Origin of the sequence: Blastochloris viridis (assembly GCF_001402875.1) — a bacterium.
GTDB lineage: Bacteria > Pseudomonadota > Alphaproteobacteria > Rhizobiales > Xanthobacteraceae > Blastochloris > Blastochloris viridis.
This window is the reverse complement of record NZ_CP012946.1, coordinates 1,571,599-1,596,874: the sequence shown is the minus strand read 5'-3', so window position 1 is coordinate 1,596,874 and position 25,276 is coordinate 1,571,599. Positions and strand designations below refer to the sequence as shown.

At 70.1% G+C, this 25,276-nt stretch carries 21 protein-coding genes; 11 read left to right on the top strand and 10 right to left on the bottom strand.

Going from position 1 to position 25,276, the window contains the following annotated elements; translation table 11 throughout:
• The first annotated feature begins 544 nt into the window (after positions 1-544).
• Positions 545-1,897 (top strand): TadE/TadG family type IV pilus assembly protein, encoded by a 1,353-nt coding sequence (locus tag BVIR_RS07085; RefSeq protein ID WP_055037063.1) that lies wholly within the window; start codon positions 545-547, stop codon positions 1,895-1,897.
• Positions 1,898-1,992: 95 nt separating this feature from the next.
• Here BVIR_RS07085 and BVIR_RS07080 read toward each other — a convergent pair whose 3' ends face one another.
• Positions 1,993-2,334 carry a phasin family protein gene (locus BVIR_RS07080; RefSeq protein WP_055037062.1) on the bottom strand — a complete coding sequence of 114 codons (342 nt, stop codon included), beginning with the start codon at positions 2,332-2,334 and terminating at the stop codon, positions 1,993-1,995.
• 412 nt (positions 2,335-2,746) lie between these two features.
• On the opposite strand from BVIR_RS07080, the gene BVIR_RS07075 reads away from it, so the two are divergent.
• Positions 2,747-4,345, top strand: coding sequence for a D-alanyl-D-alanine carboxypeptidase (locus tag BVIR_RS07075; RefSeq protein WP_060833011.1), 1,599 nt, complete (start codon positions 2,747-2,749; stop codon positions 4,343-4,345).
• Between the two features lie 172 nt (positions 4,346-4,517).
• On the opposite strand, the gene BVIR_RS07070 is transcribed toward BVIR_RS07075, so the two are convergent.
• The 3 genes from BVIR_RS07070 to BVIR_RS07060 all read right to left on the bottom strand — a co-directional run bounded on the left by BVIR_RS07070 (position 4,518) and on the right by BVIR_RS07060 (position 7,016).
• Entirely contained in the window at positions 4,518-5,219 is a 702-nt protein-coding gene (locus BVIR_RS07070; RefSeq protein WP_055037060.1) for a DnaJ domain-containing protein, read from the bottom strand.
• A gap of 3 nt (positions 5,220-5,222) precedes the next feature.
• On the bottom strand, positions 5,223-5,960 hold the full coding sequence (locus tag BVIR_RS07065) for a vWA domain-containing protein (RefSeq protein WP_055037059.1): 738 nt from the start codon (positions 5,958-5,960) through the stop codon (positions 5,223-5,225).
• A 114-nt stretch (positions 5,961-6,074) separates the two neighbouring features.
• The gene (locus tag BVIR_RS07060) at positions 6,075-7,016 is read right to left on the bottom strand and encodes a division plane positioning ATPase MipZ (RefSeq protein WP_055037058.1); all 942 of its coding nucleotides are present in this window, start codon (positions 7,014-7,016) and stop codon (positions 6,075-6,077) included.
• Positions 7,017-7,208: 192 nt separating this feature from the next.
• Here BVIR_RS07060 and panC point away from each other — a divergent pair, with 192 nt between their 5' ends.
• Positions 7,209-8,069, top strand: a complete 861-nt coding sequence (panC, locus tag BVIR_RS07055; protein WP_055037057.1) for a pantoate--beta-alanine ligase — start codon at positions 7,209-7,211, stop codon at positions 8,067-8,069.
• Positions 8,070-8,179: 110 nt separating this feature from the next.
• On the opposite strand, the gene BVIR_RS07050 is transcribed toward panC, so the two are convergent.
• The 3 genes from BVIR_RS07050 to BVIR_RS07040 all read right to left on the bottom strand — a co-directional run bounded on the left by BVIR_RS07050 (position 8,180) and on the right by BVIR_RS07040 (position 11,783).
• Positions 8,180-8,629, bottom strand: a complete 450-nt coding sequence (locus BVIR_RS07050; protein WP_055037056.1) for a DUF1489 family protein — start codon at positions 8,627-8,629, stop codon at positions 8,180-8,182.
• Positions 8,630-8,803: 174 nt separating this feature from the next.
• Positions 8,804-10,759 (bottom strand): acetyl-CoA carboxylase biotin carboxylase subunit, encoded by a 1,956-nt coding sequence (locus BVIR_RS07045; protein WP_055037055.1) that lies wholly within the window; start codon positions 10,757-10,759, stop codon positions 8,804-8,806.
• Positions 10,760-10,814: 55 nt separating this feature from the next.
• Positions 10,815-11,783 carry a hypothetical protein gene (locus tag BVIR_RS07040; protein WP_058124829.1) on the bottom strand — a complete coding sequence of 323 codons (969 nt, stop codon included), beginning with the start codon at positions 11,781-11,783 and terminating at the stop codon, positions 10,815-10,817.
• Positions 11,784-11,993: 210 nt separating this feature from the next.
• On the opposite strand from BVIR_RS07040, the gene BVIR_RS07035 reads away from it, so the two are divergent.
• Positions 11,994-12,974: a TIM44-like domain-containing protein gene (locus BVIR_RS07035; protein ID WP_055037053.1), complete on the top strand. Its 981-nt coding sequence runs from the start codon at positions 11,994-11,996 to the stop codon at positions 12,972-12,974.
• Between the two features lie 1,141 nt (positions 12,975-14,115).
• Here BVIR_RS07035 and BVIR_RS07030 read toward each other — a convergent pair.
• Positions 14,116-15,561 carry a tryptophanase gene (locus tag BVIR_RS07030; RefSeq protein ID WP_055037052.1) on the bottom strand — a complete coding sequence of 482 codons (1,446 nt, stop codon included), beginning with the start codon at positions 15,559-15,561 and terminating at the stop codon, positions 14,116-14,118.
• Positions 15,562-16,006: 445 nt separating this feature from the next.
• Between BVIR_RS07030 and BVIR_RS07025 the strand changes: the two genes are divergently transcribed.
• The 4 genes from BVIR_RS07025 to putA all read left to right on the top strand — a co-directional run bounded on the left by BVIR_RS07025 (position 16,007) and on the right by putA (position 21,711).
• The gene (locus BVIR_RS07025; RefSeq protein WP_055038734.1) at positions 16,007-17,023 is read left to right on the top strand and encodes a YeiH family protein; all 1,017 of its coding nucleotides are present in this window, start codon (positions 16,007-16,009) and stop codon (positions 17,021-17,023) included.
• A 31-nt stretch (positions 17,024-17,054) separates the two neighbouring features.
• Positions 17,055-17,954, top strand: a complete 900-nt coding sequence (locus BVIR_RS07020) for a LysR family transcriptional regulator (protein ID WP_055037051.1) — start codon at positions 17,055-17,057, stop codon at positions 17,952-17,954.
• A gap of 211 nt (positions 17,955-18,165) precedes the next feature.
• The gene (locus tag BVIR_RS07015) at positions 18,166-18,375 is read left to right on the top strand and encodes a hypothetical protein (RefSeq protein ID WP_055037050.1); all 210 of its coding nucleotides are present in this window, start codon (positions 18,166-18,168) and stop codon (positions 18,373-18,375) included.
• A gap of 246 nt (positions 18,376-18,621) precedes the next feature.
• A complete protein-coding gene (gene putA / locus BVIR_RS07010; RefSeq protein WP_055037049.1) occupies positions 18,622-21,711 on the top strand; it encodes a bifunctional proline dehydrogenase/L-glutamate gamma-semialdehyde dehydrogenase PutA in 3,090 nt (1,029 codons plus the stop codon).
• Positions 21,712-21,722: 11 nt separating this feature from the next.
• Here putA and BVIR_RS17075 read toward each other — a convergent pair whose 3' ends face one another.
• Positions 21,723-22,103, bottom strand: a complete 381-nt coding sequence (locus BVIR_RS17075; protein WP_055037048.1) for a hypothetical protein — start codon at positions 22,101-22,103, stop codon at positions 21,723-21,725.
• Between the two features lie 157 nt (positions 22,104-22,260).
• Positions 22,261-22,539, bottom strand: coding sequence for a hypothetical protein (locus BVIR_RS07000; protein ID WP_055037047.1), 279 nt, complete (start codon positions 22,537-22,539; stop codon positions 22,261-22,263).
• A 306-nt stretch (positions 22,540-22,845) separates the two neighbouring features.
• Here BVIR_RS07000 and BVIR_RS16755 point away from each other — a divergent pair, with 306 nt between their 5' ends.
• From BVIR_RS16755 to BVIR_RS06990, 3 genes are all read left to right on the top strand, one after another.
• Positions 22,846-22,998, top strand: a complete 153-nt coding sequence (locus tag BVIR_RS16755; protein WP_156331030.1) for a hypothetical protein — start codon at positions 22,846-22,848, stop codon at positions 22,996-22,998.
• Positions 22,999-23,370: 372 nt separating this feature from the next.
• Entirely contained in the window at positions 23,371-23,799 is a 429-nt protein-coding gene (locus tag BVIR_RS06995) for a secondary thiamine-phosphate synthase enzyme YjbQ (RefSeq protein WP_055037046.1), read from the top strand.
• A gap of 4 nt (positions 23,800-23,803) precedes the next feature.
• Positions 23,804-25,105: a RuBisCO large subunit C-terminal-like domain-containing protein gene (locus tag BVIR_RS06990; RefSeq protein WP_055037045.1), complete on the top strand. Its 1,302-nt coding sequence runs from the start codon at positions 23,804-23,806 to the stop codon at positions 25,103-25,105.
• Positions 25,106-25,276: the final 171 nt, after the last annotated feature.

Here is a 25,276-nt window from a genome sequence, read left to right as displayed (position 1 = left end):
TCATCGGCAAGCCGGCAACGCTTTGGTTCGACATCGACGGACGGGACACACGGCAGCCATGAGCGCCGATATCGACACCGCCGACCGCCGATCCACCTCGTAATAATAGTAACAGCCTCGGCGCGCCGCCAGTGCGGTCAGGCCGCGCACGCTGGCGCGGCAGCGCCGCCGCCACTGGCCGCGGCCCGTTCACATGCGAGTGATCAAAACCACCCGCCGAAACCGCGGCCTCGGCCTTGTCCGGCGGATTATGGCGCAAGCCGCCCTCCCGGCGCCAGCCGCGGCGGCCGATCCGATCGAGTTTTGCGAAAATTCCCGCCTCCCCTTCAATCTGTTGGAGACGGCGCCGTGGTGGGATCGCCGGCCCGGCGGCTTCAGCCGGGACGCCGCGGCGCAGGCTCCGTAGCGGCCTTTGGCTCAACAGCTTTCCCCTGCCACAGTTAATCAAGCTTTAGCAAACATTTGGCGGATTTTCCGACAGGTCTAAGGGAACTGTTACCTCCCCGCTTTAGGCTGGCGCGCCGACGATGAGCGGGAGGATGCCATGTTCCGTTTCTTGCGCTGCGAAACGGGTAATGTTGCAGCGATTTTCGCCGTCGCCCTGGTCCCGGTCATCGGCGCCATCGGCGTCGCGGTCGACTATGGCCGCCAGATCGACGGCTTGGCCAAGATGCAGAACGCGGTCGATTCCACCGCGCTGGCACTGAGCCGTCTGCCGACCTCGACCACCAGCGCCGACCTCCAGACCAAGGGTCGGCAGTATTTCGACGCCAATTTCGGCGCCCGCGACGTCGCCGCCATCGAGGTCTCGGTTACCCCCGGCAAGGGCACGCTGTCGGTATCGGCCAGCGGCACCATGCCGACACGAATGATGGTGTTTTCCGACTATCTGGCCATGCCGCTGGCGACGACCGCCACGGTGAAATGGGGCAGCGAAAAGCTCAGGGTCGCGCTGTCGCTCGACACCACCGGCTCGATGAATTCGTCCAACAAGCTCTCGGCGCTCAAGACCGCCGCCAAGGGCCTGCTCGACCAATTGCAGGCGGCTGCCGCCGAGGACGGCGACGTCGAGGTCTCGATCATCCCGTTCAGCGAGACCGTCAATGTCGGAAAAACCAACAAGAACGCGAGCTGGCTGGACTGGAGCGATTATGGCAGCTGTAGCATTTCGGGGCCGGTCAGCAAGGTTCAGTGCCTGGCCGCCTCTACTGGGAGCGGCAGAAACAAAACCTACGGCATATGGACCATCTCGACCAACAAATCGGGTTGGGGCGGCTGCGTGACCGACCGCGGCACCCCTGACGCGGCCTATCCATCCACCGCGGGCAAAGGCTACGATCAACGCACCGACGAGATCGGGACCCGAACGGAATCGAAATTTCCGGCCACTCAAAATGACTACTGTCCAGAGCAGATGATCGGGCTCGGCCACAACTGGACCGCGCTGAAGTCGACGGTCACCAACCTGACCGCGGTCGGCGCCACCAACCAGCCGATCGGCCTGGTGTGGGCGTGGCAGTCGCTGGTCGGCGGCGGTCCGCTGACGGTGCCGGCCAAGAAGACCGACCAGACCTACCGGGAGGCGATCGTGCTGCTGAGCGACGGCCTCAACACCCGCAACCGCTGGGACGGCGACGGCTCGTCCACGTCAACCAAGGTCGATTCGCGGATGTGCAGCGGCACCAAGTGCGACACCGGAACCTGCGCCAACATCAAGGCGCAGAACATCACCATCTACACCATCCAGGTGAACACCGGGAACGACGCGAAATCGACGCTGCTGAAGAACTGCGCCTCCGACTCCGAGAAGTTCTTCTACCTGACCTCCGCCTCGGAGATGGTCTCGGTGTTCGACCAGATCGCCTCTGAGTTGGTCCGCCTGCACCTCTCGAATTGAGGCGCGCGCGATTGCCGGCGAGCGAAGCCGGGAAGGCGCCGCCAGCGCCGCGACGCCTAGGGCCGCGACGCCTGGGGCCGCGCTCGAAACCGGGCTCAGGACTTGGGCGCGCCGAACCGGCTGAAAACGTTCTCGTAGGGCTTGCAGGCTTCCTTGGCGAGGTCGGTGTAGAGCGCGCCGAGTTTGGTCGCCTGCGAAATCAGGCCCTCATAGGCGGCCTTGACGTAGTCAGACTGGATCTCGAACGCCTTGTCGAGCGACTTGGCGCCCAACAGCTTCTCGGCGGCGGCAGAGCTCTGCTCAAAGGACTTTTTCGAATAGTCGGCGACCTCAACCGCGATCGCCTGCACGCCCTTGGTGACGGCACTGGCCGACTTAACCGCGACGTCGACGTTTTCTTGGCTGAGCTTCTGAATTTCGTCAAAATTCTGGAACATGACCGTTCCTCTCTTTCGGCTTAGCCGCCGGTTGGCGCAGGGGGGAGGCGGAATTGCGACGGCTCCGCCTCAACGAGGGGTATCGCAATGCAGCATTCCGGTCAAGGTTTCGTACCGCACTGCAATATAACGCCAGATTTGTTGCGTCTCCTTAACCGTCCATCAACTCTCCCGGCCTAATGTTCGAGGTCGACCCGCCTTCGCGCAAGGCTTGGGCTGCGCTCAGTCGTGCGGGGGGCTCAATAGCATCCGACCCCGTGGGGCTGGCTGCCATCCGGCCAAGAGCCCTTTTCCGACGAGGGCTGGCGGTGGATCGTGACTCCGGGGTCACGCGATGATCCCCGGCAGTTCTGTGCGCATGGTGACGAGGCCGCAACTCCTGCGGCCGCGAGGAACTGCAACGGACGAACCGATGATTGTTCTCGGCCATGGACGGGGCTTCGTGCCGTTTGCCATCCGTGTCGCCGCCGTCGCTGCCGCGATCGGGCTGGCGTTGCCGCAACCGGCCGACGCCCGGCAAAAATCGCACCGCAGCAAGCCGGCTCAGGCGACCACCTCGAGCGAGCAGTGGCGCAGCGGCTATTCTGCAATCGTCGTCGACGCCAACACCGGCAGGGTGCTGCACGAGGCCAACGCCGACGCGCTGCGCCACCCGGCGTCGATCACCAAGATCATGACACTCTATCTGCTGTTCGAGCAGCTCGATGCCGGGCGCCTGCGGCTCGACAGCGAACTGCCGGTATCGGCCCGCGCCGCCGCGCAGGAGCCGACCAAGCTCGGCCTGAGGCCCGGCTCGACCATCGAGGTCGAAGACGCCATCAAGGCCATCATCACCCGCTCGGCCAACGACGTCGCGGTGATCATCGCCGAAGCCGTCGCCGGCGACGAGGCCTCGTTCGCGGCGGTGATGACGCGCAAGGCCCGCGCGCTCGGCATGTCGCGCACCACCTTCCGCAACGCCTCCGGCCTGCCGAACCCGGACCAGGTCACCACCGCGCGCGACATGTCGGTGCTGGGCCGCGCCATCCAGGAGCGCTTCCCGCGCTATTACCGCTTTTTCTCCACCCGCCAGTTCGCCTGGCGCGGCAGCCAGATCGCCAACCACAACAGGCTGCTCGGCCGGGTCGAGGGCGTCGACGGCATCAAGACCGGCTACACCCGCGCCTCCGGCTTCAACCTGGTGTCCTCGGTTCGGCGCGACGGCCGCCACTTGGTCGGCGTGGTGCTGGGCGGCCGCTCCGGCGCCGCGCGCGACGCCCGCATGGCCGAGCTGCTCGAATCCCACCTGCCGCGGGCCTTCGCCGGCGCCCACACCGCGCCGCGCATCGCCGAGTCCGAGCCGGTGGCGGCCGCGGCCGAGCCGCGGAGCCCCGGCGTGCCGCTGGCGCTGGCGTCGGTACGGGCCGACCAGGTTGCCACCGCGGCAATTGCGCGCCCCGGCCCCGGCTCCACCGAGCCGCTGCGTCCCAACGCGGTGCGCTCGATCCAGGTCGGCCCCGCCAATACCCGCGCACCGCTCGGCGCCATCACGCCGGCCTCGGACACCTCGTCCGCCACGGCTCCGGCGGCGCCCTCCCGCGGCGCGATCACCGCTGCGGTCGTCACCATCGGCCCGGGCGGCAATTCGGCGCCGCGCGGCACCTTCCCGCCCGCACCCAATACGCTTGACGCCCAGGTGGCGCGCGTCACCCCGGTGTCGGCGCCCGTCCAGATGCCGCCCACGCCGGCCGCGGCCGCGGTCTCGAACGCCGCCGCCCACGCCGCGCGCAGCGAATGGATGATCCAGATCGGCGCGTTCCCGGCGGAGGCGCAGGCACGTGACAAGTTGCGCGAAGCCCAGAGCCGCAACCGGGGCCTGCTCGCCTCGGCCGACCCCTTCACCGAGAAGGTGGTCAAGGGCTCGACCGCGCTCTACCGCGCCCGCTTTGCCGGCTTCGACGAGGAACGCGCGCGCGAAGCCTGCCGCGTCCTCAAGAAATCCGACTTCGCCTGTATGCCGTTGAAGAACTGAAACGAACTCCAGCCAATCGGCCGGAGGCTCGCACTGCCGTCGCCGAAAAATTCCTTTCAGACTAGGGGTTTTTCGGCGGAGCTGTTTCCGGGGTCACCGACTTGATCATCCGGAAGCCGTATGGGGCACGTCGTCCGCGTGTCCGTGTCGCCTGCCCTTCGCGCGTGGAGTATCAGCGATGGTGCCGCAAGAGTACGTCCTTGGCTTCGTTCACCCGGGTGGCGAGCCAGTTGGACCCACCCTGGTCGGGGTGCAGACGCTTCATGAGCGCCCGGTGGGCCCGTCGAATGTCCTCGGCGGACGCTCCTGGCACAAGGCCAAGGATCTCATAGGCCTCCTGCTCGGTCATCGCGCCGTCGCGCCGGCGCTCACCGGCCCCCGCTGCCGGGTTCGGCTCACCGTCTTCACGCCAGCCGGGCATCCGGCGGTCGAGATAAGCTTCCAGTAGGGCGCGGCTTTCGGCATCGGCGCTGGCGAGAAGGTCGTAGAGCTCCGCGCGGCCCAGCGCCGCCAGGCTGCGCCCGGCATAGGGCCCGGCCACCACGGTGCCGGCCATCTCGCCGAGGTCGTGGTCGAGCACCATCTCGATCAGAGCGGTGCGCACCCGCGAATTTTGCCCGGCGCTGCGCCGGGTCCGGCCGGTCCAGTTGGCTGGCTGCGGCAGCCAGCCAAGCAGCGAGGACGCCACTACCAGCAGCGGGATCGCCGCCATGAACCGCCCGGTCGCGATCAAGCCGAGCGCGACGACAACCGCCGCGCCGCCGCCGATCTGCGCCAGCCGGGCCACCAGCACCTTGGGGTTCATCTTCGCCAGCGCGCTCAGCCCCCACAACATCAGCAGAAGCGCCCCAGCCCCGATCGCCAGCGTCACCATGGCTTATCGCATCTGTTCGAGCAGCAGCCGGGCGCCGGGACCGTTGCTGCGGTCGGCCAGCTCGGCGAGCGCCCGCCGGCCGCCGGCGGCGTAGGCCGCCACCGCCTGCAGCAGCGCCTTGAGCTCGGCAGCCGAGCCCGGCCCGAACCGGCAATAGGCGCCGCGGGTCAGCCGGGCAATCTCGCGGAACGCCTGCTCGGCGACGGCGTCGGTGCCCTCCTGGAACAGGAACGCCGGCACCCCGCGCAGCGCCAGCGGCCCGGCCGCGGCGCAAAGGTCGTCGAGTGCCTCTTCCATTGCGTCACCGACGAAGGCCAGCGCGTGGACCCGGCCCCGGTCGGCCTCCTCGCCGGCGTGGCGCAGCACGCGGGCGATCTGGGTGTGGCCACCGCGGCAATCGATCGAGGTCATCAGCCGCTCCAGCGCGGCGGTGTCGGCCACCCAGCGCGAGGCGCGGCATTCGTGGGTGCCGCGGTAATAGAGCAGTTGCACCGCCAGCCCGCCGGCCACGGCGGCCTCGCGGAACATGTCGGCCTGCATCTGGGTCGCCATGTCCCAGGTCGGCTGCCGGCTCATGGTGGCGTCGAGCGCGAAGATCAGCCGGCCGCGCTCGCCGGCCGCCACCGTCGGCGCACGCCGCTTCACCTCGGCCAGGAATGCCGCGACATCCGCGCCGGTCTCGGCGGGAGGACGGCCTTGCCCGGCAACGGTGGGAGGACGGTTGGAGTCTCGACTCGACATGGACCCATCGCGCGCTGTTGCCTCTTAGGTGGGTCCGATCGCGGCGAATGGCAACCGCGTCGCCACCGAACGTCGGCGCGGCGGCATTCGGTATCGGCCGCGATCCGGCCTGCCTCAGCGGCGAGCAGCGCGGCGGGCCCGGCTGGCCTTGGCCGGCGCCGGGCGCCCGGTGTCGTCCTCCTCCACGCTGTGCCGCCGGCTCGGCACCGCGAGCGGCAGCTTGAGGAACTCGACCAGCGCCCGCACCTCCTGGCGCGCGGCGAAATGCGACAGGTTGGGCTCGACGCCGAACAGCGCGCGGTCGAGGGTATCGAACGCCGTCAGCCCGCGCAGGAACAGCTCGCGATAGATCACCCGCTCCGACAGCCCCTCGGCGACGCGGAAGCCGAGCCCAGCCGCCAGCGCCTGCAGGCCGCGCTCCAGATTGCGGCCATTGCGGGTCTCGAACTGGCCGACGCGGTTGCGCACCACCACCCAGTCGGTGGTGCCGCCGTCGGCGAGACGGCGCTGGCGCCGCGCATCGTGCACCAGCCCGGCGTAGGGGCCGACCGCCGACACCACGAAGGTCTCGGCGTCGATGCGGGCCAGCACGTCGAAATCGACAAAACTGTCGTTGAGCGGCGTCACCAGGGTGTCGGCCATCGCGTGCGCCACCCGCATCAGGTAGCTGTCGGAGCCTGGGGTGTCGATCACCACCACGTCGTGGGTGTGCTCCAGCGTGGTGATGGCGGCGGCGAACGCGGTGAACTCGTCGGCCTCGTTACGGTCGATGGCGTTGTGGCCGCCGCGCTCGACGGTGAAGTGGTGCGACAGCTCCAGCGCGATGCCCATCCGTGCCGCCAGCGCCCGGCGGTTCTCGGTGTAGCGGGTGAGCGAGAGCTGCCGACAGTCGAGGTCGACGGTGGCGACGCGGTGGCCGGCCTTCATCAGCGCCACGGCGATGTGCATCGCCACGGTCGACTTGCCGGAGCCGCCCTTTTCGTTGCCGACCACGATGACGTGCGCGCCGCGGCGACGTCCGATGCCTTCAGAAACCGGCGCCGGTTCCAGACGCATTGAGCGAAACCCCGATCCGACGCGCCAAAACCCACCCGTCAGGCGCGGACCACGCCGCATCTGCCGGGAAATTGTCCGCGGTTCAAGCCGGCGCGGTCAAGCGGCCGCCCGGACAATTTTACATAGCCGCGCAGTTGAAATAGTGGCGATGATGCGCCGCGTCGAGCGGCGCGAACTGCCGGGGAGAGAAAGATGCGAAATGAGACGCGGGTCGTCCGCACGGTCCGCAGCCTGCGCCGCACCCTCGAAGCGTGGACGCGCGAGGGCGAGCGTATCGCGCTGGTGCCGACCATGGGCGCGCTGCACACCGGGCACATGGCGCTGGTGCGGGCGGCGCGGCGCAAGGCCGAGCGCGTGGTGGTGTCGATCTTCGTCAACCCGGCCCAATTCGCTCCGAACGAGGATTTCGCCACATATCCCCGCACCTTCCGCCAGGACGTGCGCAAGCTCAGCGTCGCCGGCGTCGACCTCGTCTACGCCCCGGCGGTCGAGCAGATGTATCCGGACGGCTTTGCCACCCGCATCGTGCCGGACGGCGCCGCCGTCGCCGGGCTGGAGGACACCGTGCGCCCGCACTTCTTCGGCGGCGTCGCCACCGTGGTCGGCAAGCTGTTGCTCCAGGTCCGGCCCGACCTCGCGCTGTTCGGCGAGAAGGACTACCAGCAGCTCAAGGTGGTGACCCGCCTCGCCCGCGACCTCGACCTCGACACCCGCGTGGTCGGCGTGCCGACCGTGCGCGAGAAGGACGGACTCGCGCTGTCCTCGCGCAACGTCTACCTGTCGGAGGGCGAGCGCGGCCGCGCCGTGGCGCTGCCGCAGGCGCTGCGCAAGGCCGCCGAGGCCATCGCGAGCGGCCAGCCGGTGGCGCGCGCCCTCAGCCAGGGCCGCGCCGCCCTCGCCCGCGCCGGCTTCCAGGTAGATTACTTCGAGGCGCGCGACGCCGAGACGCTGGCGCCGCTCAAGCGCGGGCAACGCCAGCAGGTCCGCCTGCTCGCCGCCGCGCGCCTCGGGTCGACCCGCCTGATCGACAATCTGGCGGTGCCGCAAGGGTGAACGGGCGGCGGCCGCACGCCGCCCTTATGGATAGGCCGGCGGCACCAACACCGACCGGCGCCGCGTTGCCCGAAGCGTGGTCGCGCCAGCCATGCTTAAGGTTCAATCAATCAGATCAGACCGAGGCCGGCCAATTCCTGGCGCAGCGCCTCGGGCATGTCGGCGACGCCCTCGCCGATCTGGTCGAGGTCGGACGGTGCATCGGCGGTCGTGAAGTAGCGCCAGCCCTGGAACGCCCGCATCGGCCGGAGTGCGGTGCGCACCACCTTGGGCTCCAGCACCAGCTCGCAGCGGCCGATGCCCTCGGCGTCGACCATCGGGCGCAGCGCGAGCAGGCGCTGGCGGCACTGGATCTGGCCCTTGATCACCCAATAGAGCGAGCCGCCGGCCAGCAGTTCGTCGGCGCGCTTGGGCGTCATGCGGGTGGTGTGGACCTGCTCGAACGGCCCGCCGCGGCGGGCGTGCTGGCAGGCGGTGATCCACGCTTCGAGGTCGGCCACCGCGTCGCAACCGACGCACAGCTTGATGAGATGAAGGGGCTTGATCGGGGTGTCCGGCATAGCCGCGTCCTAACACGCGGATAAGGCGGTGGTCATCCTCGGGCCGCTTTGCCGCCTCGTCGTCCCGGGCAAGGGCCGCAGGCCCGCGACCCGGGACCGTCTTCCGGAACGGTCTTTCCTGCACACGATCCCGGCTCTCGCTGACGCTCGGCCGGGATGACAGGCTGAGGCGTCTCAGCCCTCCGCCGGCGTGATCACCAGGATTTTCGCGCCGTCGGCGACCTGGGCGCCGACGCTGACCGCCACCTCGGCGACGGTGCCGTCGAGCGGCGCCAGCAGCGCGTGCTCCATCTTCATCGCCTCGATCACCGCCACGGTCTGGCCCTTGTGCACCGCATCGCCGGGGCCGACGGCGAGCGCCAGCAGCTTGCCGTGCATCGGCGCGGTGACGACGCCGCCCTGGTCGAGGTGCTCGACGTCGGTCGCCTCGATGTCCTTCGGCCGCACCACCGCCTGCCGACCGTGGCGGATCGCGATCACCGCCTCGCCCGCGTCGATCACTGCTGCGGCCGCCGCCGGGGTGCCGCCGACGCTGACGGCGAGATCCGGCCCCAAATAGCGCACCTGCGCCGTCACGGTGTCGCCGTCGACCGCGACTTGAAGCCCGACCTCGCGCGGGCCGGCAAGGTCGAAGGCGTCGAGCACATCCCACGGCGAGCCCGCCTCGTCGGAGCGTGAGCGGGCAAGCGCCGACAGCCGCGCCTGCTCGCGCCGCACCAACCGCTCGGCCGCCGCCGCCACCGCGCCGGGATCGGCGCCGCGCTGCGGCAACAGCTCGTCGAGGTGGCGGTCGATGAAGCCGGTGTCGAAGCGGCCGGCGCGGAACGCCGCGTGCCGGCACAACGCGGCGAGGAACGGCGCATTGGTGCGCGGCCCCGCCACCAGCGTTCGGTCGAGCGCGCTCGCGAGGCGGTCGAGCGCCGCCACGCGGGTTGGGGCGTGGGCGATGATTTTCGCGATCATCGGGTCGTAGTGCGCCGACACCTCGCCGCCGGCTTCGACGCCGGAATCGACCCGGATGCCCTCCCCCGCCGGCAGATCGAGCGCCCACAGCCGCCCGGTCGAGGGCAGGAAGCCGCGCTCGGGGTCCTCGGCATAGAGCCGCGCCTCGACCGCGTGGCCGTCGATGGCAAGGTCGGCCTGCGCGAGGGGCAGCGCTTCGCCGGCGGCGACGCGGAACTGCAACTCGACGAGGTCGAGCCCGGTGATCGCTTCCGTCACCGGGTGCTCGACCTGCAGCCGGGTGTTCATCTCCATGAACCAGAACGCGTCCGGCTTCAGCCCCGCCGAGCCGTCGGCGATGAACTCCACCGTGCCGGCGCCAACATAGCCAACCGCCTGCGCCGCCTTGACCGCGGTCTCGCCCATGATGGCGCGCATCTCGGGCGTGAGGCCCGGCGCGGGGGCCTCCTCGATCACCTTCTGGTGGCGGCGCTGCAGCGAGCAGTCGCGCTCGAACAGGTGAACGGTATTGCCGTGGCGGTCTGCGAACACCTGGATTTCGATGTGGCGCGGGTCGGTGACGTAGCGCTCGATCAAGACCCGCGGGTCGCCGAACGCGCCTTCAGCCTCGCGCTTGGCCGACGCCAGCGCTTCGGCGAAGCCGGCCGGGTCGGTCACCTTCCTCATGCCCTTGCCGCCGCCGCCGGCGGTGGCCTTGATCAGCACCGGAAAGCCGATTTCGGCCGCAGCATTGGCGAGGCGCAGAGGGTCCTGGTCATCGCCGTGATAGCCCGGCACCACCGGCACGCCGGCCTTGGCCATCAGCGCCTTGGCGCCGTCTTTCGCGCCCATCGCCCGGATCGCGGGCGGCGGCGGGCCGATGAAGATCAGCCCCGCAGCCGCGCAGGCCGCGGCGAAATCGGCACGCTCGGACAGGAAGCCGTAGCCGGGATGGACCGCCTCGGCGCCGGTCTCGCGCGCCGCCGCGATCAACCGCTCGGCGAGCAGATAGCTGTCGCGCGCCGGCGCCGGGCCGATGCGCACCGCGGCGTCCGCCAGCCGGACGTGCGGCGCTGCGGCGTCGGCGTCGGAATAGACCGCGATGGTGCGCAGCCCGAGCCGACGCGCGGTGCGGATGATGCGGACGGCGATCTCGCCGCGATTGGCGATCAGGACGGAGCGGAACATCGGGACCAGGGTGCGCGAACGGAAATAGGACTGTGCGCAACGATCCCGCGGCCGGTCAATTATCCTGATTGCTAGGGCGGGTTTCGGCCGGCGCCGGTTGCGGCGCCGCCGGCGTCAGGGTCAGCGGCGCGGGCACGGCTGGCCGTGGTGCGGCAGGCTGAACCGGGGCCACCGCCTGCGGGCGCGGCGCCGGCCGGGCGGCCGGCTTTGGCGGCTCCGGCCGGGGCGGCGGCACCACCGGGGCGGCGGCGGGCGCCGGCGGCACGGGCGCCGGCGTCAGCTCGGCCGCGGGAGTGGCGACCGGGAGAGCAGCCGGGGGCGCCGCCGGCCGGGCCGGGCTCCAGCTCGCCGCCTGCTTCTCAACCAGGCCCTCGAACGTGCGCGCCGCCATATTGGCCTGGATCTTCGCGGCGTCGCGGAACAGCGCGAACTGCACGCAGGCATCCGGCCGGCAGCCCTCGACGTCGACCAGGACATGGCCCACCAGCCCGAAATCGTCGGCCTCGAGCGACCGCCGCAGCCGCGCGGTGCGCGGATCGTCCGGCCCCAGCCCGGCGACCGGATCGGCGGCGAGTGCCAAGAGGTCGAGCCGGTCCTTGACCAGCGTCACCGCCGCCGCCGCGTGTTCCGGCCGCGCGAACACCGTCCGCTCGCAGGCGGCGCGCAGCTCGGCATTGGAGACGCCGCCGGCACAGGCCAGCAGCGGGTTGGCCTCGGACGGTGCCGCGATCGCCCGCGCCACCCGCTCGGCCAGCGCGGCGCGGGCCGCTTGGACCTTGTGCTGCTCCAAGAGATCGAAGCCGCGCCACGCCACCACGGCGAGCAGCGCGACCAGCGCCAACCGCCACAGCCCGCCGCCCTCCTGGGTGCCGAACAGGCGGGCGATCAGCAGAATGATGATGACCGTGCCGCCGGCGAGCACCGCCCAGACCGGCACGGCCACGTCCGCGGTGAGGTCGCCGCTCACGACCGCGGTCGTGAACGGCACCAGCGAAGACGGAAGAAAATCGAGCATTGCCGCCATCTGATCCATCGTCCCTGTTTTCCACCACCGGCCGCAGCCGGTGTGACCACCCCGCCGCAATCGAGGGTCGCGGCCGCGACCTCGGCGAAACCATCGACCATGGCGGCGCTTCGTTCAAGTCGAGGCCACGGACGACATTGATGCCGTACCGTCTGGCGATCCGCCGCCGGATCACCATATGTCGGCCAACCAGACCAAACGGAGGATTCGATGACGGCTCGACCCACATTCCTGCGCCTTGCGGCGGTTGCGGCAACGGGCCTGCTGCTGGCATGGCCAGTCGGCGATGCCATGGCCAAGGCTGGCAAGAGCTCCAATATGGGCAGCCGCGGATCGCAGACCTTCAGCGCGCCGCCGGCCACCACCACCGCGCCGCGGCCCGCCGCGCCGATCGAGCGCTCGATGACCCAGCCGGGCCAAACCAATCCCGGCGTCAATCAGGCGCGTCCCGGCCAACCCGCCGCCCAACCCGGCGGCTTCGGCCGCGGCCTGCTCGGCGGCATCGCCGGCGGCCTGCTCGGCGCCGGCCTGTTCGGCCTGCTGATGGGCAGCGGCTTCGGCGGCATGGCCGGGCTGCTCGGCCTCCTGGTTCAGGTGGCGCTGATCGGCGGCCTGGTGTGGCTGGCGCTGCGGCTGTTCCGCCGACCGCAGCCGGCGTTGGCCGGTGGCCCGGCCGCACGCGGCCCGGCGCCGCTCAACCGCGCCGGCCTCGACGGCGGCGCCGACATGGGCCGGCGGCCGATGTTCGGCGGCGGTGGCGCCCCCGCCCAGCGCAAGGCCGGCTTCGACGGCGTCGGCCTGACCGCGGCGGACTTCGACAGCTTCGAGAAGCTGCTCAGCGACGTCGAGATCGCTTATGGCCGTGGCGACGTTGCCACGCTGCGCCAGAACACCACCCCTGAAATCGCCGGCTACTTCGCCGACCAGCTCGCCGCCGACGGCACCGCCGGCCGGGTCAACCGCATCGATGACGTCAAGCTGCTGCAGGGCGACCTTGCCGAAGCCTGGCGCGAAGGTCCGACCGACTACGCCACCGTCGCCATGCGGTTCTCGATGGTCGACCGCACCCTCGACACCTCGAGCGGCCGCCTGCTCGACGGCTCCGAGCAGCCGAGCGAAACGACCGAGGTGTGGACCTTCCGCCGCGACAATGGCGGCGCCTGGAAACTGTCGGCGATCCAGCAGGGCTGAAGGCCCTAGGGCGAGTCACCAAATCAGCCGCCGGCCGAGCGACTTGGCGACGCCGGCGGACTCGATATCTTAAAATGCCCCGGTCGGGCGCGGGACCTCCCGCGCCCGACTTGCGTCGGGCCGGGGTCTCGGCGGAAACAGCTGGTGTGCGAGCGACTTGCGAGCGGCGCCGGACTCAATCTGTGAGCATCACGGCCACGCCGCCGCGACCGTGACAACGGCCGATGCAGCCCGCGCGGCCTGCGACCATCGCGCTATGTCGTCCGGCCGATCGAGCCAGCGCGCGCGTCCTATCGCCAAAACTGCCGTTTCCGACCGGGGCTTTCGGCAAGGCTGTTTCCGGGATCGCAACGTGCTCTCCCGGAAACCTTATCAGGAAAGAAACCTAGATCGTCATCCGATTCCGCTGCATCAGATCGGAAGCTTGAGGTATTTCAGCCTCTTGCCGGCAGCCGGATCAGCGGCAGAAGCGCACGCGGCGGCCCCAATCGTCCCAGCCCCACCAGCAGCGCCGCGGCGGCGGCGGAGGCGGTCCCCAGCCCCAGCGCGGCGGCGGCGGTCCCCAACCTGGCGGCGGCGGGCGGCGACCCCAGCCGGGGGGCGGCGGTGGCGGACGGCGGCCCGGCGGTGGCGGGCGACGGCCTCCGCCTGGCGGCGGGGGCGGCGGATAGGGCTGTGCCGCTGCGTCAGTCGTTCCACCACCGATCAGCGTCCCGGTCGCCAGCAAAGCGCCGAAACCGGCAAGCAGCCCGCGACGTGTCATGTCTGTCGTCATGAGAGGGTCTCTCGTTCGACTGTGCATTGAAACCGTGCGTTCGCCCTGCGCGAGCGCATCGAAACTGCAAACGGTGTTTCTGCCGCCATGACCGACCGCCGGCGAGGGCCCGGTTTCAGCGTTGGCGAACACCGTCTGGCGGTTCACCGCGGTGAACCCGCCCGTTGGTCGCCGACGTCAGCCGATCGGTTCAAACGGCGGGCAAACTTCGGCTTTGCCTCATGAACGGGGTCTGAACAATCGCTCCGGACGCGAGGCAGGACGGCGCGAAAACGCGCGGACCGGCGGCGAGCGCGCAGCTGTCTGGCATCCGCCGCAGCGGATGCCAGAGTCGGAGCGTCCGCGGCGAATGGTGCCGCGCAGCGCTCAGAGGCTGTCGCCGAAATCAGCGCGGAACTTGGCGACGAGTTTATCCTGCCAGTCGGACACCGGCTTCAGCAGGCCGTAGAAGAACCGCAGGATCGCCGGCTCCTCGATGAACTCAAGGCCACCGATCAGCTTGCGGTTCTCGTGCAGCCAGGCGATGCGATCGACCGCGTACTTGACCTGCGACAGCGTGAACACACGGCGCGGCAGCGCGAGCCGCACCAGCTCCATGTTGGCGAACACCTCGCGGCCATCCGGCTCGCGCTGCTCGGACAGCGTGCCGCGCTCCATGCCGCGGATGCCGGAGACGAGATAGAGCGCCGCGGCCAGCGCGCCGGCCGGATACTGCGATTGCGGCAGGTGATCGACGAACCGCTTGGCGTCGAGGTGGCAGCCGAGGCCGCCGGGCGGGGTGATCACCGGGATACCGCGCCGGTCGAGGTCATTCACCATGGCGGCGATGAACAGCGGCCCCTGGCTGATCATGTCCTCGTCCATGGTCTCGTCGAGACCGACGACCATCGCCTCCATCTCGCGCACCGACATGCCGCCATAGGTCAGGAAGCCCTCATAGAGCGGCACCAGCCCGCGCATCTTGAGATAGAGCTCCTTGTCGCGGATGCAGATGCCGCCGCCACGGGCGCAGCCAAGCTTGCGCGCCGAGAAATATATGACGTCGAACAGGTCGGCGACCTTGCGGGTGATCTCGCGGATCGAAAGATTCTTGCAGCTGTCCTCGCGCGTCTTGTTAAAATAAAGATTATCGGCCAGCAAGCTGGCGTCGAGCACGTACGGAATGCCGTAATGCGAGCAGACCTTGCGAAGCTCGGTCATGTTCTGCAGCGACACCGGCTGACCGCCGATCAGATTGGTGCCGGACTCGACGCGCACGAACGCGATCTTGTCCGCGCCGTACTTCTTGATGACGGCTTCGAGCTTGGCGACGTCGATGTCGCCCTTGAACGGCAGCGTGCTGTTCACCTCAAGGCCGACATCGGCAACCAACTCCTCGATCACCCCGCCCTGCAGGGTGATGTGGGCCTTGGTGGTGGTGAAGTGGTAGTTCATCGCCACCACCGAACCCGGCGTCACCAGCACCTTGGCCAGGATGTGCTCGCAGGCGCGGCCCTGGTGCGCCGGCAGAAAGTAGTCGGTGCCGAAGATCTCGCGCAGCTTGGCATCGAGCCGGGTGTAGGTGGCGCTGCCGGCATAGGCGTCGTCGGCGACCATCATCGCCGCGAGCTGCTGGTCGCTCATGGCATTGACGCCCGAGTCGGTCAGCATGTCGAGGAACACGTCGGCATTCTGCAGCAAAAACGTATTGTTGCCGGCGACGGAGAGCGCCTTGTGACGTTGATCTATCGGCAGCAGGTTCAGCTTCTGGACGATGCGAACCTTGTGCATTTCCAGAGGAACCGCCTCACCGAAGAACTTCACCTGTGCCATCTCTCGCTCTCCTCAAGCCTGCGCGTTCTTGTCTTGGTTTCATCTCGCCAGGATGCAGGCAAGGGACCGTCCCGTCTTGTCGGCGGCATCGCTGATCTCATGCGGGGCGGAAAACGCCGGCGTTCGATGCGGGCGACAAGGCGTCGGTCGCTTGCCTTCCTCTCAAGCTCAGGGCCAAGACATATCGGGCTGGCGCCGGGCACCGCTTGAGGTGGATCAAACCGCCCGGCGAAGCCGACAGCACGTGCCGGATCGGCCGGCACGCCAGGATTGCGTGACGCAGCGACGCGAAAAGTCCCTGGGCTGCCCTGCCTTCAGCTGCGGCGAGCCGCGGTCGGCATCTTGAGCCAAAACGTTCGATAATTTCGATTGCTTCATAAAAATCATTTCGTTTGATCGAATGATCATGCCCCGGCACGGTGGCGGCGCCTCAGGAGCCCCGCCGATGTCCGTGCCGCCCGCCCCGCTCGCCGCTCTGCCCGCACAGCTCCGCCCCGCCGCCGGCCTGCTGCCCGGCCTTGCGCTCACGGGCGCGGTGGCGGGCGCCGCCGCCCTGCTCCACCTCTTGCCGGGCCTCGGCGATGTCAGCCCGATGATCCTCGCCATCGTGCTCGGCATCGCCGTTCGCAATCTGGTCGGTACGCCGAATTGGGCGCGGGCCGGCTTCGCCTTTGCCGTGCGGCGGGTGCTGCGCTTCGCCATCGTGCTGCTCGGGCTGCAACTCACCACCGCCCAGGTGGCGGCGGTCGGCGCCGGCGGCCTCGCCATCATCGCCGCCAGCCTCGCCGCCACCTTCCTCGTCACGCTGTGGCTCGGCCGCCTGCTCAAGGTCGAGCGCGACCTTGCGGTGCTGATCGGCGCCGGCACCTCGATCTGCGGCGCCTCGGCGGTGATCGCCGCCAACACCGCGGTGAACGCCTCCGACGAGGACGTCGCCTACGCGGTGGCCTCGGTTACGGTGTTCGGCTCGCTGGCGATGGTGCTGTTCCCGCTGGTGCCGGGCCTGCTCGGCCTCACGCCCCACGCCTATGGGCTGTGGACCGGCGCCGCCATCCACGAGATCGCCCAGGTGGTGGCTGCCGCCTTCCAGGGTGGCCCGGCCGCCGGCGAGTTCGGCACCGTCGCCAAGCTGACGCGGGTGATGATGCTGGCGCCGTTGGTACTGGCGCTCGCGGCCGGCGCCCGCCGCCGGGGCGAGCGCCGGCAGGCGCCGCTGCCCTGGTTCGTCGCCGGTTTCGCCGCGCTGGTGGCGCTCAACAGCACCGTCGCCATTCCCGCCGAGGTCAAGGCGCCGCTGGTCGCGGCGACGCCGTTCCTGCTCTCGGTCGCACTGGCGGCGATGGGGCTGGAGACCGATGTGCGGCGGCTCGCCGCCAAGGGGCTCGGCCCGTTGTGGCTCGGCCTTTTCGCCGCGCTGTTCATCGCCGGCTTCAGCCTCGTGCTGGTGATGGCGACGATGTAAGACGAATCCGGCCGATCAGGCCGGAGCGCCCATGACACTCGATCAGCTTCGTATCTTCGTCGCGGTCGCCGAGCGCGAGCACGTCACCCGCGCCGCCGGCGACCTCGCCCTCACCCAGTCGGCGGTGAGCGCCGCGGTGGCGGCGCTGGAGGCCCGCCACGCCACCCAGCTGTTCCACCGCGTCGGCCGCGGCATCGCGCTGACCGAAGCCGGGCGGCTGTTCCTGGTCGAGGCCCGCGCCGTGCTGGCGCGGGCGGCGGCGGCCGAGGCGATGCTGGCCGACCTCGCCGGGCTCGCCCGCGGCCACGTCGCGGTGGCGGCCAGCCAGACCGTGGCCAACGACTGGCTGCCGCCGCGCCTCGTGGCGTTCCGCACCGCCCACCCCGGCGTAACGGTGTCGCTGGCGATCGGCAATACCGCGTTCGTTGCCAGCCAGGTCGGCGCCGGCATCGTCGAACTCGGCCTGGTCGAGGGCGAGGTCGACCACCCGCTGCTCGCGGTCGAGGCGGTGGCGGAGGACCAATTGGTGGCGGTCGCCGCGCCCGGCCTCGCCGGTGTCCCCGACCGGGCGCTGACGCCGGACGACATCCGGGCGATGCGCTGGGTGGCGCGCGAGCGCGGCTCCGGCACCCGCGCCCTGTTCGAGGCCATGGTGGCCGCCGCCGGCCTGACGATGGCCGACCTCGCCATCCTGCTCGAACTGCCCTCCAACGAGGCGGTGCGGGCCGCTGCGGCGGCCGGTGGCGGCGCCGCGGTGCTGTCGCGCCTCGCCGTCGCCGGGGCGCTGGCCGCCGGCACCCTGCGCGCGCTCGACCTTGAGCCGCCGACCCGGCGGCTGCTGGCCCGGCGCTTCCTGGCACTCCGCCACCGCGAGCGCGCGCCCTCCCGCGCCGGCCAGGCGCTGATGGCGACCATCCGCGGCCCGGACTGAGACGGTTCCGCGGCCGCTCGACCCGCAAGCCGTTTGAAAAGCCGTCGAAGCTGCGACTTCACAAAGCCGGCACTCCTGTATAGAGGCTGCCGCGAACCGGCGCCGGATAGCGGTTTTGCCGAAGGCAATCGATGAGGTGCTGCCGCGCGGCATCTGGTAGGAAGTCACGCGGCACCTCGGTGCCGGCCAACGAAGCGAGAGGAGACCTGTCATGGAAAAGGCCGCAGACGGAGTGACGGAGACCAAGGCTCCGCTCCTGGAGCGCAACACGTCGCCCGAGCGCAAGGACCCGCTGCTGATGTCCGCGCGCGAGCGAAACAAGGATGAGCCCTGGGTGATCGTGGCCGTGCTGATCCTGTGCGCGATCGCGATCATCGGCACGCTGGTCATCGTTTTTGGCGCTCAACCCGCGCCGGTCTGACATCCCGGCGGTATCGGCCGGCGGACATCGACGCGTTGGACACGACAGGTTGAACCGCAAGGCGGCCGTCGCCTTGCGGTTTTCTGTTGCTTAATGCCCGCGTCCACCGCTTTGCCGTGACGGCATTCGGCACCCGCGTGCGCCCGGCACGCGGTCGCCGATACGGCGCCGCAACGGCCGCCCGCTTTATGGGCTTGAAACCTCCTTGGTCTCGGCCAACCCTTGGTTGGCTTTGCGAGACCGCCGATGACCGCCCTGCCCCCCTTCGAGGCCCCGTTCGCCGCCCCCGACGAGGACATCGCCGCCGGCCTGCTCGCCGCCGCGGCGCTGCCGAACGACGCCGAGCGCCGCATCGACGCCGAGGCCGCCCAGCTGATCGCAGCGATCCGCAAAGGCGCCGGCGGCATCGGCGGCGTCGAGGATTTCCTGCGGGCCTATGCGCTTTCCACCCAGGAGGGCCTGGCGTTGATGGTGCTGGCCGAGGCGCTGCTCCGCGTGCCGGACGAGGCCACCGCCGACCGCCTGATCGAGGACAAGCTCGGCCGTGGCCATTGGGGCGAGCTGGAAGCCCACGGCCAGACCGTGCTGGTGCACGCCTCGGCCTGGGCGCTCGGCGTCACCGCCCGCCTGATCCAGCCCGGCGCCACGCCGGATTCCATCGTCGCCGCGCTGGTCAAGCGGCTGGGCTTGCCGGCGGTGCGCGCCGCGACCCGGCAGGCGATGCGGCTGATGGGCTCGCACTTCGTGCTCGGCCGCACCATCGGCGAGGCGCTGGGCCGCGCCGCCACCGCCGAGCGGCGCGGCGAGCTATTCTCGTTCGACATGCTGGGCGAAGGCGCCCGCACCAAAGAGGACGCGCAGCGCTATTTCGACGCCTACGCCAATGCCATCCAGACCATCGGCCGCAACGCCGGCGCCGCCCCGCTGCCGGCCCGGCCGGGCATCTCGATCAAGCTGTCGGCGCTGCACCCGCGCTACGAGGCGGTGAGCCGCGACCGGGTGATGGCCGAGTTGGTGCCGCGCATGCTGGAGCTGGCGAGGGCGGCGCGCGCCCACCACCTCAACTGCACCGTCGATGCCGAGGAGGCCGACCGGCTCGAACTCTCGCTCGAGGTGTTCGCTTCGGTGCTGGCCGCCCCCGAGCTTGACGGCTGGACCGGCTTCGGCCTCGCCGTCCAGGCCTATTCAAAACGCGCCCTCGCGGTGATCGAGCATATCGACGCGCTGGCCGCCGCGCTCGGCCGCCGGCTGATGGTGCGGCTGGTCAAGGGCGCCTATTGGGACTCCGAGATCAAGCGCGCGCAGGAACGCGGCCTTGCCGACTATCCGCTGTTCACCCGCAAGGCGATGACCGACCTCAATTTTCTCGCCTGCGCCAAGCGCCTGCTGAACGCCCGGCCGCGGCTCTATCCCCAGTTCGCCAGCCACAACGCCTTGACCGTCGCCAGCGTGATCGAGCTCGCCGGCGGCGTCGACGGCTATGAGTTCCAGCGCCTCCACGGCATGGGCGAGGCGATGTACGCCGACCTCACCGCCCGCCGCCCCGCCGCGGCGGTCCGGGTCTATGCCCCGGTCGGCGGCCACGCCGACCTGCTCGCCTATCTGGTGCGGCGCCTGCTCGAAAATGGCGCCAATTCGAGCTTCGTCGCCGGCGCCGCCAACCCGTTGGTGCCGATCTCCGCGCTGCTGGTCAGGCCGCAGAGCTGGATTGCGCGTCCCGAGCGGGCGCGCCACCGCCGCATTCCGCTGCCGCGCGACCTTTACGGCCACAGCCGCCGCAACGCGGCCGGCGTCGAGTTCGGCCACCGCGCCGCGCTCGATGCCCTGCTGGCAGAGGCCGCGGCCGGCGCCGTGCCGGCGGCGGATGCCGCGCCCCGGATCGACGGCAGGCCCATCCCTGGCACGGCCCGCCTCGCGGTGAGCCCGATCGACGCCGAGACCGTGGTCGGCACCGTGATCGAGGCCGATGCCGCAGCCGCGGCCCTTGCCGTCGACGCCGCGCAACGCGGTTTTGCTGCCTGGGCGGCAACGAAGGCCGAGCTGCGTGCCGGGGCGCTGCGCCGCGCCGCCGACCTGCTGGAGGCCGAGCGCGGCCGCGCCATCGCGCTCCTTCAGGCCGAAGGCGGCCGGACGCTCGACGACGCCTTGGCCGAGGTGCGCGAGGCGACCGATTTCCTGCGCTATTACGCGGCCGAGGCCGAGCGGTTGTTCGCCGCCCCGCTCAAGCTGCCGGGACCGACCGGCGAGGACAACACCCTGGCGTTTCGCGGCCGCGGCGTCTTCGTTTGCATCTCGCCGTGGAACTTCCCGCTCGCCATCTTCGTCGGCCAGATCGCGGCGGCGCTCGCGGCCGGCAATGCGGTGGTGGCCAAGCCCGCCGAGCAGACGCCGCTGATCGCCGACTTTGCGACCTCGCTGCTGCACCGCGCCGGGGTGCCGGCGTCGGCGCTGCATCTGGTGCCGGGCGACGGCGAAATCGGGGCGCACCTGGTGGCGCATCCCCTCGTCGCCGGCGTCGCCGTCACCGGCGCGACCTCGACCGCCCGCGCCATCAACCGCGCCCTTGCCATGAAGGACGGCCCGATCGTGCCCTTGATCGCCGAGACCGGCGGCATCAACGCCATGATCGTGGATGCCACCGCGCTGCCCGAGCAGGTCACCGATGACGTGGTGGCCTCGGCGTTCCGCTCGGCCGGCCAGCGCTGCTCGGCGCTGCGGCTGCTGTGCCTGCAGGCCGACGTCGCCGACAAGATGCTGACGATGATCGCGGGCGCGGCGCGCGAGCTTAAGGTCGGCGACCCGCGCCAGCCCTCGACCCATGTCGGCCCGGTGATCGACGCCGAGGCGAAAGCCCGGCTGGAGCGCTGGATCGCCGCCCACGCCGCCGCCGGGCGCCTCGTCTGGCGGGGCACGACGCCGAGCGGCGGCCATTTCGTCGCCCCCGCCATCATTGCGCTCGATAGCCCGGAACAACTGACGGAAGAGGTGTTCGGGCCGGTGCTGCACGTGGTGCGCTGGCGCGCGGGCAACCTCGACCAGCTGGTCGACGCCATCAAGTCGAACGGCTACGGCCTGACGCTCGGCATCCACAGCCGCATCGACGCCACCGTGCGGCGGGTCATCGAGCGGCTCGGCGTCGGCAACGTCTATGTCAACCGCAACATGATCGGCGCCGTGGTCGGCAGCCAGCCGTTCGGCGGCTCGGGGCTGTCCGGCACCGGCCCGAAGGCCGGCGGCCCAAACTACCTGCCGCGGTTCGCGCAGGAGCAGACGGTGGCCGTCAACACCGCCGCCGCCGGCGGCAACGCCTCGCTGATCGCGACGGAAGATGACTGACGGCCGCCCCGTCAGCGGCACACCCGCACATCCCGCCACACCCGGCGGCCGGAGTCGAGCCGCACCCGCCGCTGCTCGATCCAGCAGCGCCGGCTCTGCGACGCGATGGCGGCACCGGCCGCAAGGCCCATGATGGCGACCGCGGCGGCGGCGCCGTCGCCACGGTCACGGCGGTAGTAATAGCCGCGCGGGCCAGGGCGATAGTACGGGCCCGGCCCGTAGTAGTAGCGAGAGGGACCTGGCCCGTAATAATGGTGCGGACCCGGCCCGGGACCGTAGCCATAGTGGTGGCGCGGCGGCCCCCACTGCGCCTGCGCAGGCATGGCGAAGCTCACCAGGGTGATCGCGGCCAGCACCGTCGCCATCGCCTTCTTGAGAAATCCGAACGTCATGGGTGCCTCCAATCGCACGCGCGGGCGTCGCTGCGCCGGCGCCGCCCCAACTTACGAGCAGCCGGCAGGGACGGATCCGGGATTGCGACGTCTCCCGGATCCGGACGGCAAACGGGTCGGCCGGCCCCGCCGGACACCGGCTCGGGCCGGTCCCCGGTCAGTAATAGCGATAAGGCCGGTCGCCCCGCCAATAACGCGGCGGCGGCGGCGGCGGGCGGCGGTAATGGCGGTCGTAGTAGGGCCGGCGAGAATGGCCCCAGTACCGCGGCGGCGGCGGCGGCGGCCGGCGATAATGGCGCCGGGGCGGCCCATCCCCCCAATATTGCACCAGCTCGATGCCGGCCTCCTGCGCCGACGCCGGGGTCGGCGCCGAAATCGCAACGCCGCCGAACAGCATCGCTGCGGCAACTCCGACGAGCAGAAAACGCGAGACCATGTCAGGACACCTGTTGGTTGTCCGGTTTCGGTAAACCGATCCTTCTGGAACGGCACTAAACAATGGGCGGAAGGGCCTGAACCCGACATGAATGAACCGCGACCACTTTGCGGCCATCCGGCGGCGAATCCTGGTGTTGCCGAACTACGGTCGCAATGCGTGCAGCTTGGCGCCGAAACCTTCCATCCCAGCGGGATCGACTTTCGTCGAATGCCGGTTCCCTCGGCCAAGTGCGCGACAGATTGTCCGCGCCGGCAACCCGGCCCGCCCCTTCAGGGTTGGTGTTTCCAGCGATAGGAGAACGCGATGGAACCCACCCGGCATCCGCGCAAGGATCCGCGTCTGATGACGCCTGCTGAGCGCATCCGCGCCGAGGAACCTTGGGAAATGCCCGCGCTGATCGGGCTCTGCCTGTTCGGCATCGTCGGCTGGGCGGTGATCACGTTCGGCGCCGGCTAGCGCCAGCCGATCCGGTTGCACCAAGCGGTCTCTCCAAGCTTTCCAAGCTTTCATTCCGCAAAATCTCTGTCGCAAGGCGGCCAGGGCGAGTGAAGTCCGCCGCCGCCAGTTTGATGCCGCCATTTCAGGCGGGCGGCATCGCCCACGGCGACGCGACGCGTCCGGCCCGAGTGCCGCCCGACTGCGGGCCGGCGCGTACGTCCTCCCCTCGGCTTGATCCCCACCGTCCGCCCGACTACTCAAGGCAGAAGCGTCGGACGATGCCGACTGGCTCGGCTCTGCACGTTAATCTTTTGGTTTTTCGTATTTTCTTTCGCGAGCCCGGCTCCCGCCCTTGCGAAAGACGCGTCACAGGCAGTCCCGGACGTTTCCATGAAAATCCTCAGGCACCGGCTCGACCTCGCCACCACCGACCCCATTCAGATTGTCGACGTCACCCCGCAGCTGCGCGATTTCGTCGCCGCGAGCGGGGTCCGGGACGGCCTTCTCACCGTGATCTCGCCGCACACCACCGCGCGGGTCAACCTCAACGAGCGCGAGGCCCAGCTTCAGCGCGACATGGTCACGTTCCTCAAGCGGCTGGTGCCGCGCGACGGCGACTGGCTGCACAACCTCTCCACCGTCGACGGCCGCGACAACGCCCACGCCCACCTGCTCGGGCTGTTCGTCAACGCCTCCGAAGCGATCCCGGTCGCCGACGGCGAGCTGATGGTGGGCGGCTGGCAGTCGGTGTTCTTCATCGAGCTGGACGGGCCGCGCGAGCGGCGCCACCTCGACCTGCAACTGATCGGGATTCACTGACCTCATGACGAAGGACGACATCGCCGGCTTTTTTGCCGTCCGCGCCGATCTCAATCTCGACGACTATATCGAGCTCGATTTCAGCTTCGAGTGCGCCGGCGACCCCCACGAGGCCGCCGCCCACCTTGCCAGCGAACAATCAACCGCGCAGTGGCGGCGAGTCGGCGTCGACGAAGATTTCCGGCCACGCTTCGCCGCCAAGGTGCTTGACCTCCGCGCCGAGCCGCGGCCGTCGGGCTTCTCCATCCCGGTCGAGTGCGCGGTGCGCGGCGAGGTCCACGCCTGCCGCGCGACCATCGCCCACCCCCATGGCAATTTCGGTCCGCGCCTGCCCAACCTGCTGTCCGCGGTGCTGGGCGAAGGGGTGTTTTTCGCCCCCGGCATTCCGCTGATCCGGCTGGAGGACATCCGCTTTCCGGCGTCCTATCTCGCCGCGTTCGAGGGGCCGCAATTCGGCCTCAACGGCCTGCGCGAGCGCTTGAAGGCGTTCGACCGGCCGATCTTCTTCGGCGTCATCAAGCCGAACATCGGGCTTCCGCCCGAGCCGTTCGCCGAACTCGGCTATCAGAGCTGGCTCGGCGGGCTCGACATCGCCAAAGACGACGAGATGCTGGCCGATATTCCGTGGTGCCCGCTCAAGGCCCGCGCCGCCGCGCTCGGCGCGGCGCGGCGGCGGGCCGAGCAGGAAACCGGCGAGCCGAAAATCTACCTCGCCAACATCACCGACGAGGTCGACCGCCTGATCGAGCTGCACGACGTCGCGGTCGAGGCCGGCGCCAATGCGCTGCTCGTCAACGCCATGCCGGTCGGCCTCAGCGGGGTGCGCATGCTGCGCCGCCACGCCGAGGTGCCGCTGATCGCCCACTTCCCGTTCATCGCCGCCTTCAGCCGGCTTGCCGGCTACGGCGTGCATTCGCGGGTGTTCACCCGGCTGCAGCGCCTCGCCGGGTTCGACGCGGTGATCATGCCCGGCTTCGGCCCGCGCATGATGACGCCCGAGCACGAGGTGGTGGCGTGCATCCACGCCTGCCTGGAGCCGATGGGCCCGATCAAGCCGTGCCTGCCGGTGCCCGGCGGCAGCGATTCGGCGGCGACGCTGGAGGGCGTGTTCCACAAGATCGGCTCGACCGATTTCGGCTTCGTGCCCGGCCGCGGCGTGTTCGGCCACCCGATGGGACCGCGCGGCGGCGCCGCTTCGATCCGCCAGGCCTGGCAGGCCATCGCCCGCGGCATTCCGGTTGAGGCGCACGCCACCGCCAACCCCGAGCTCAAGGCCGCGCTCGAAGCGTTCGGCAAACGGGGTTGACGGCCCGTCCCTGGCACACAGATGCAAGCGTCCAGACGTACCGAGCCGCATGGCGTTGAATGCGAGATGAATTCCGCCACCTGCGCCCAAGCGCCGGATGTCGGGCTCGAAGCGCGATGCCGTCGCGGAACCATGCGACCGTGCGCACGATTGAACTTCGCTGCGGAGCGC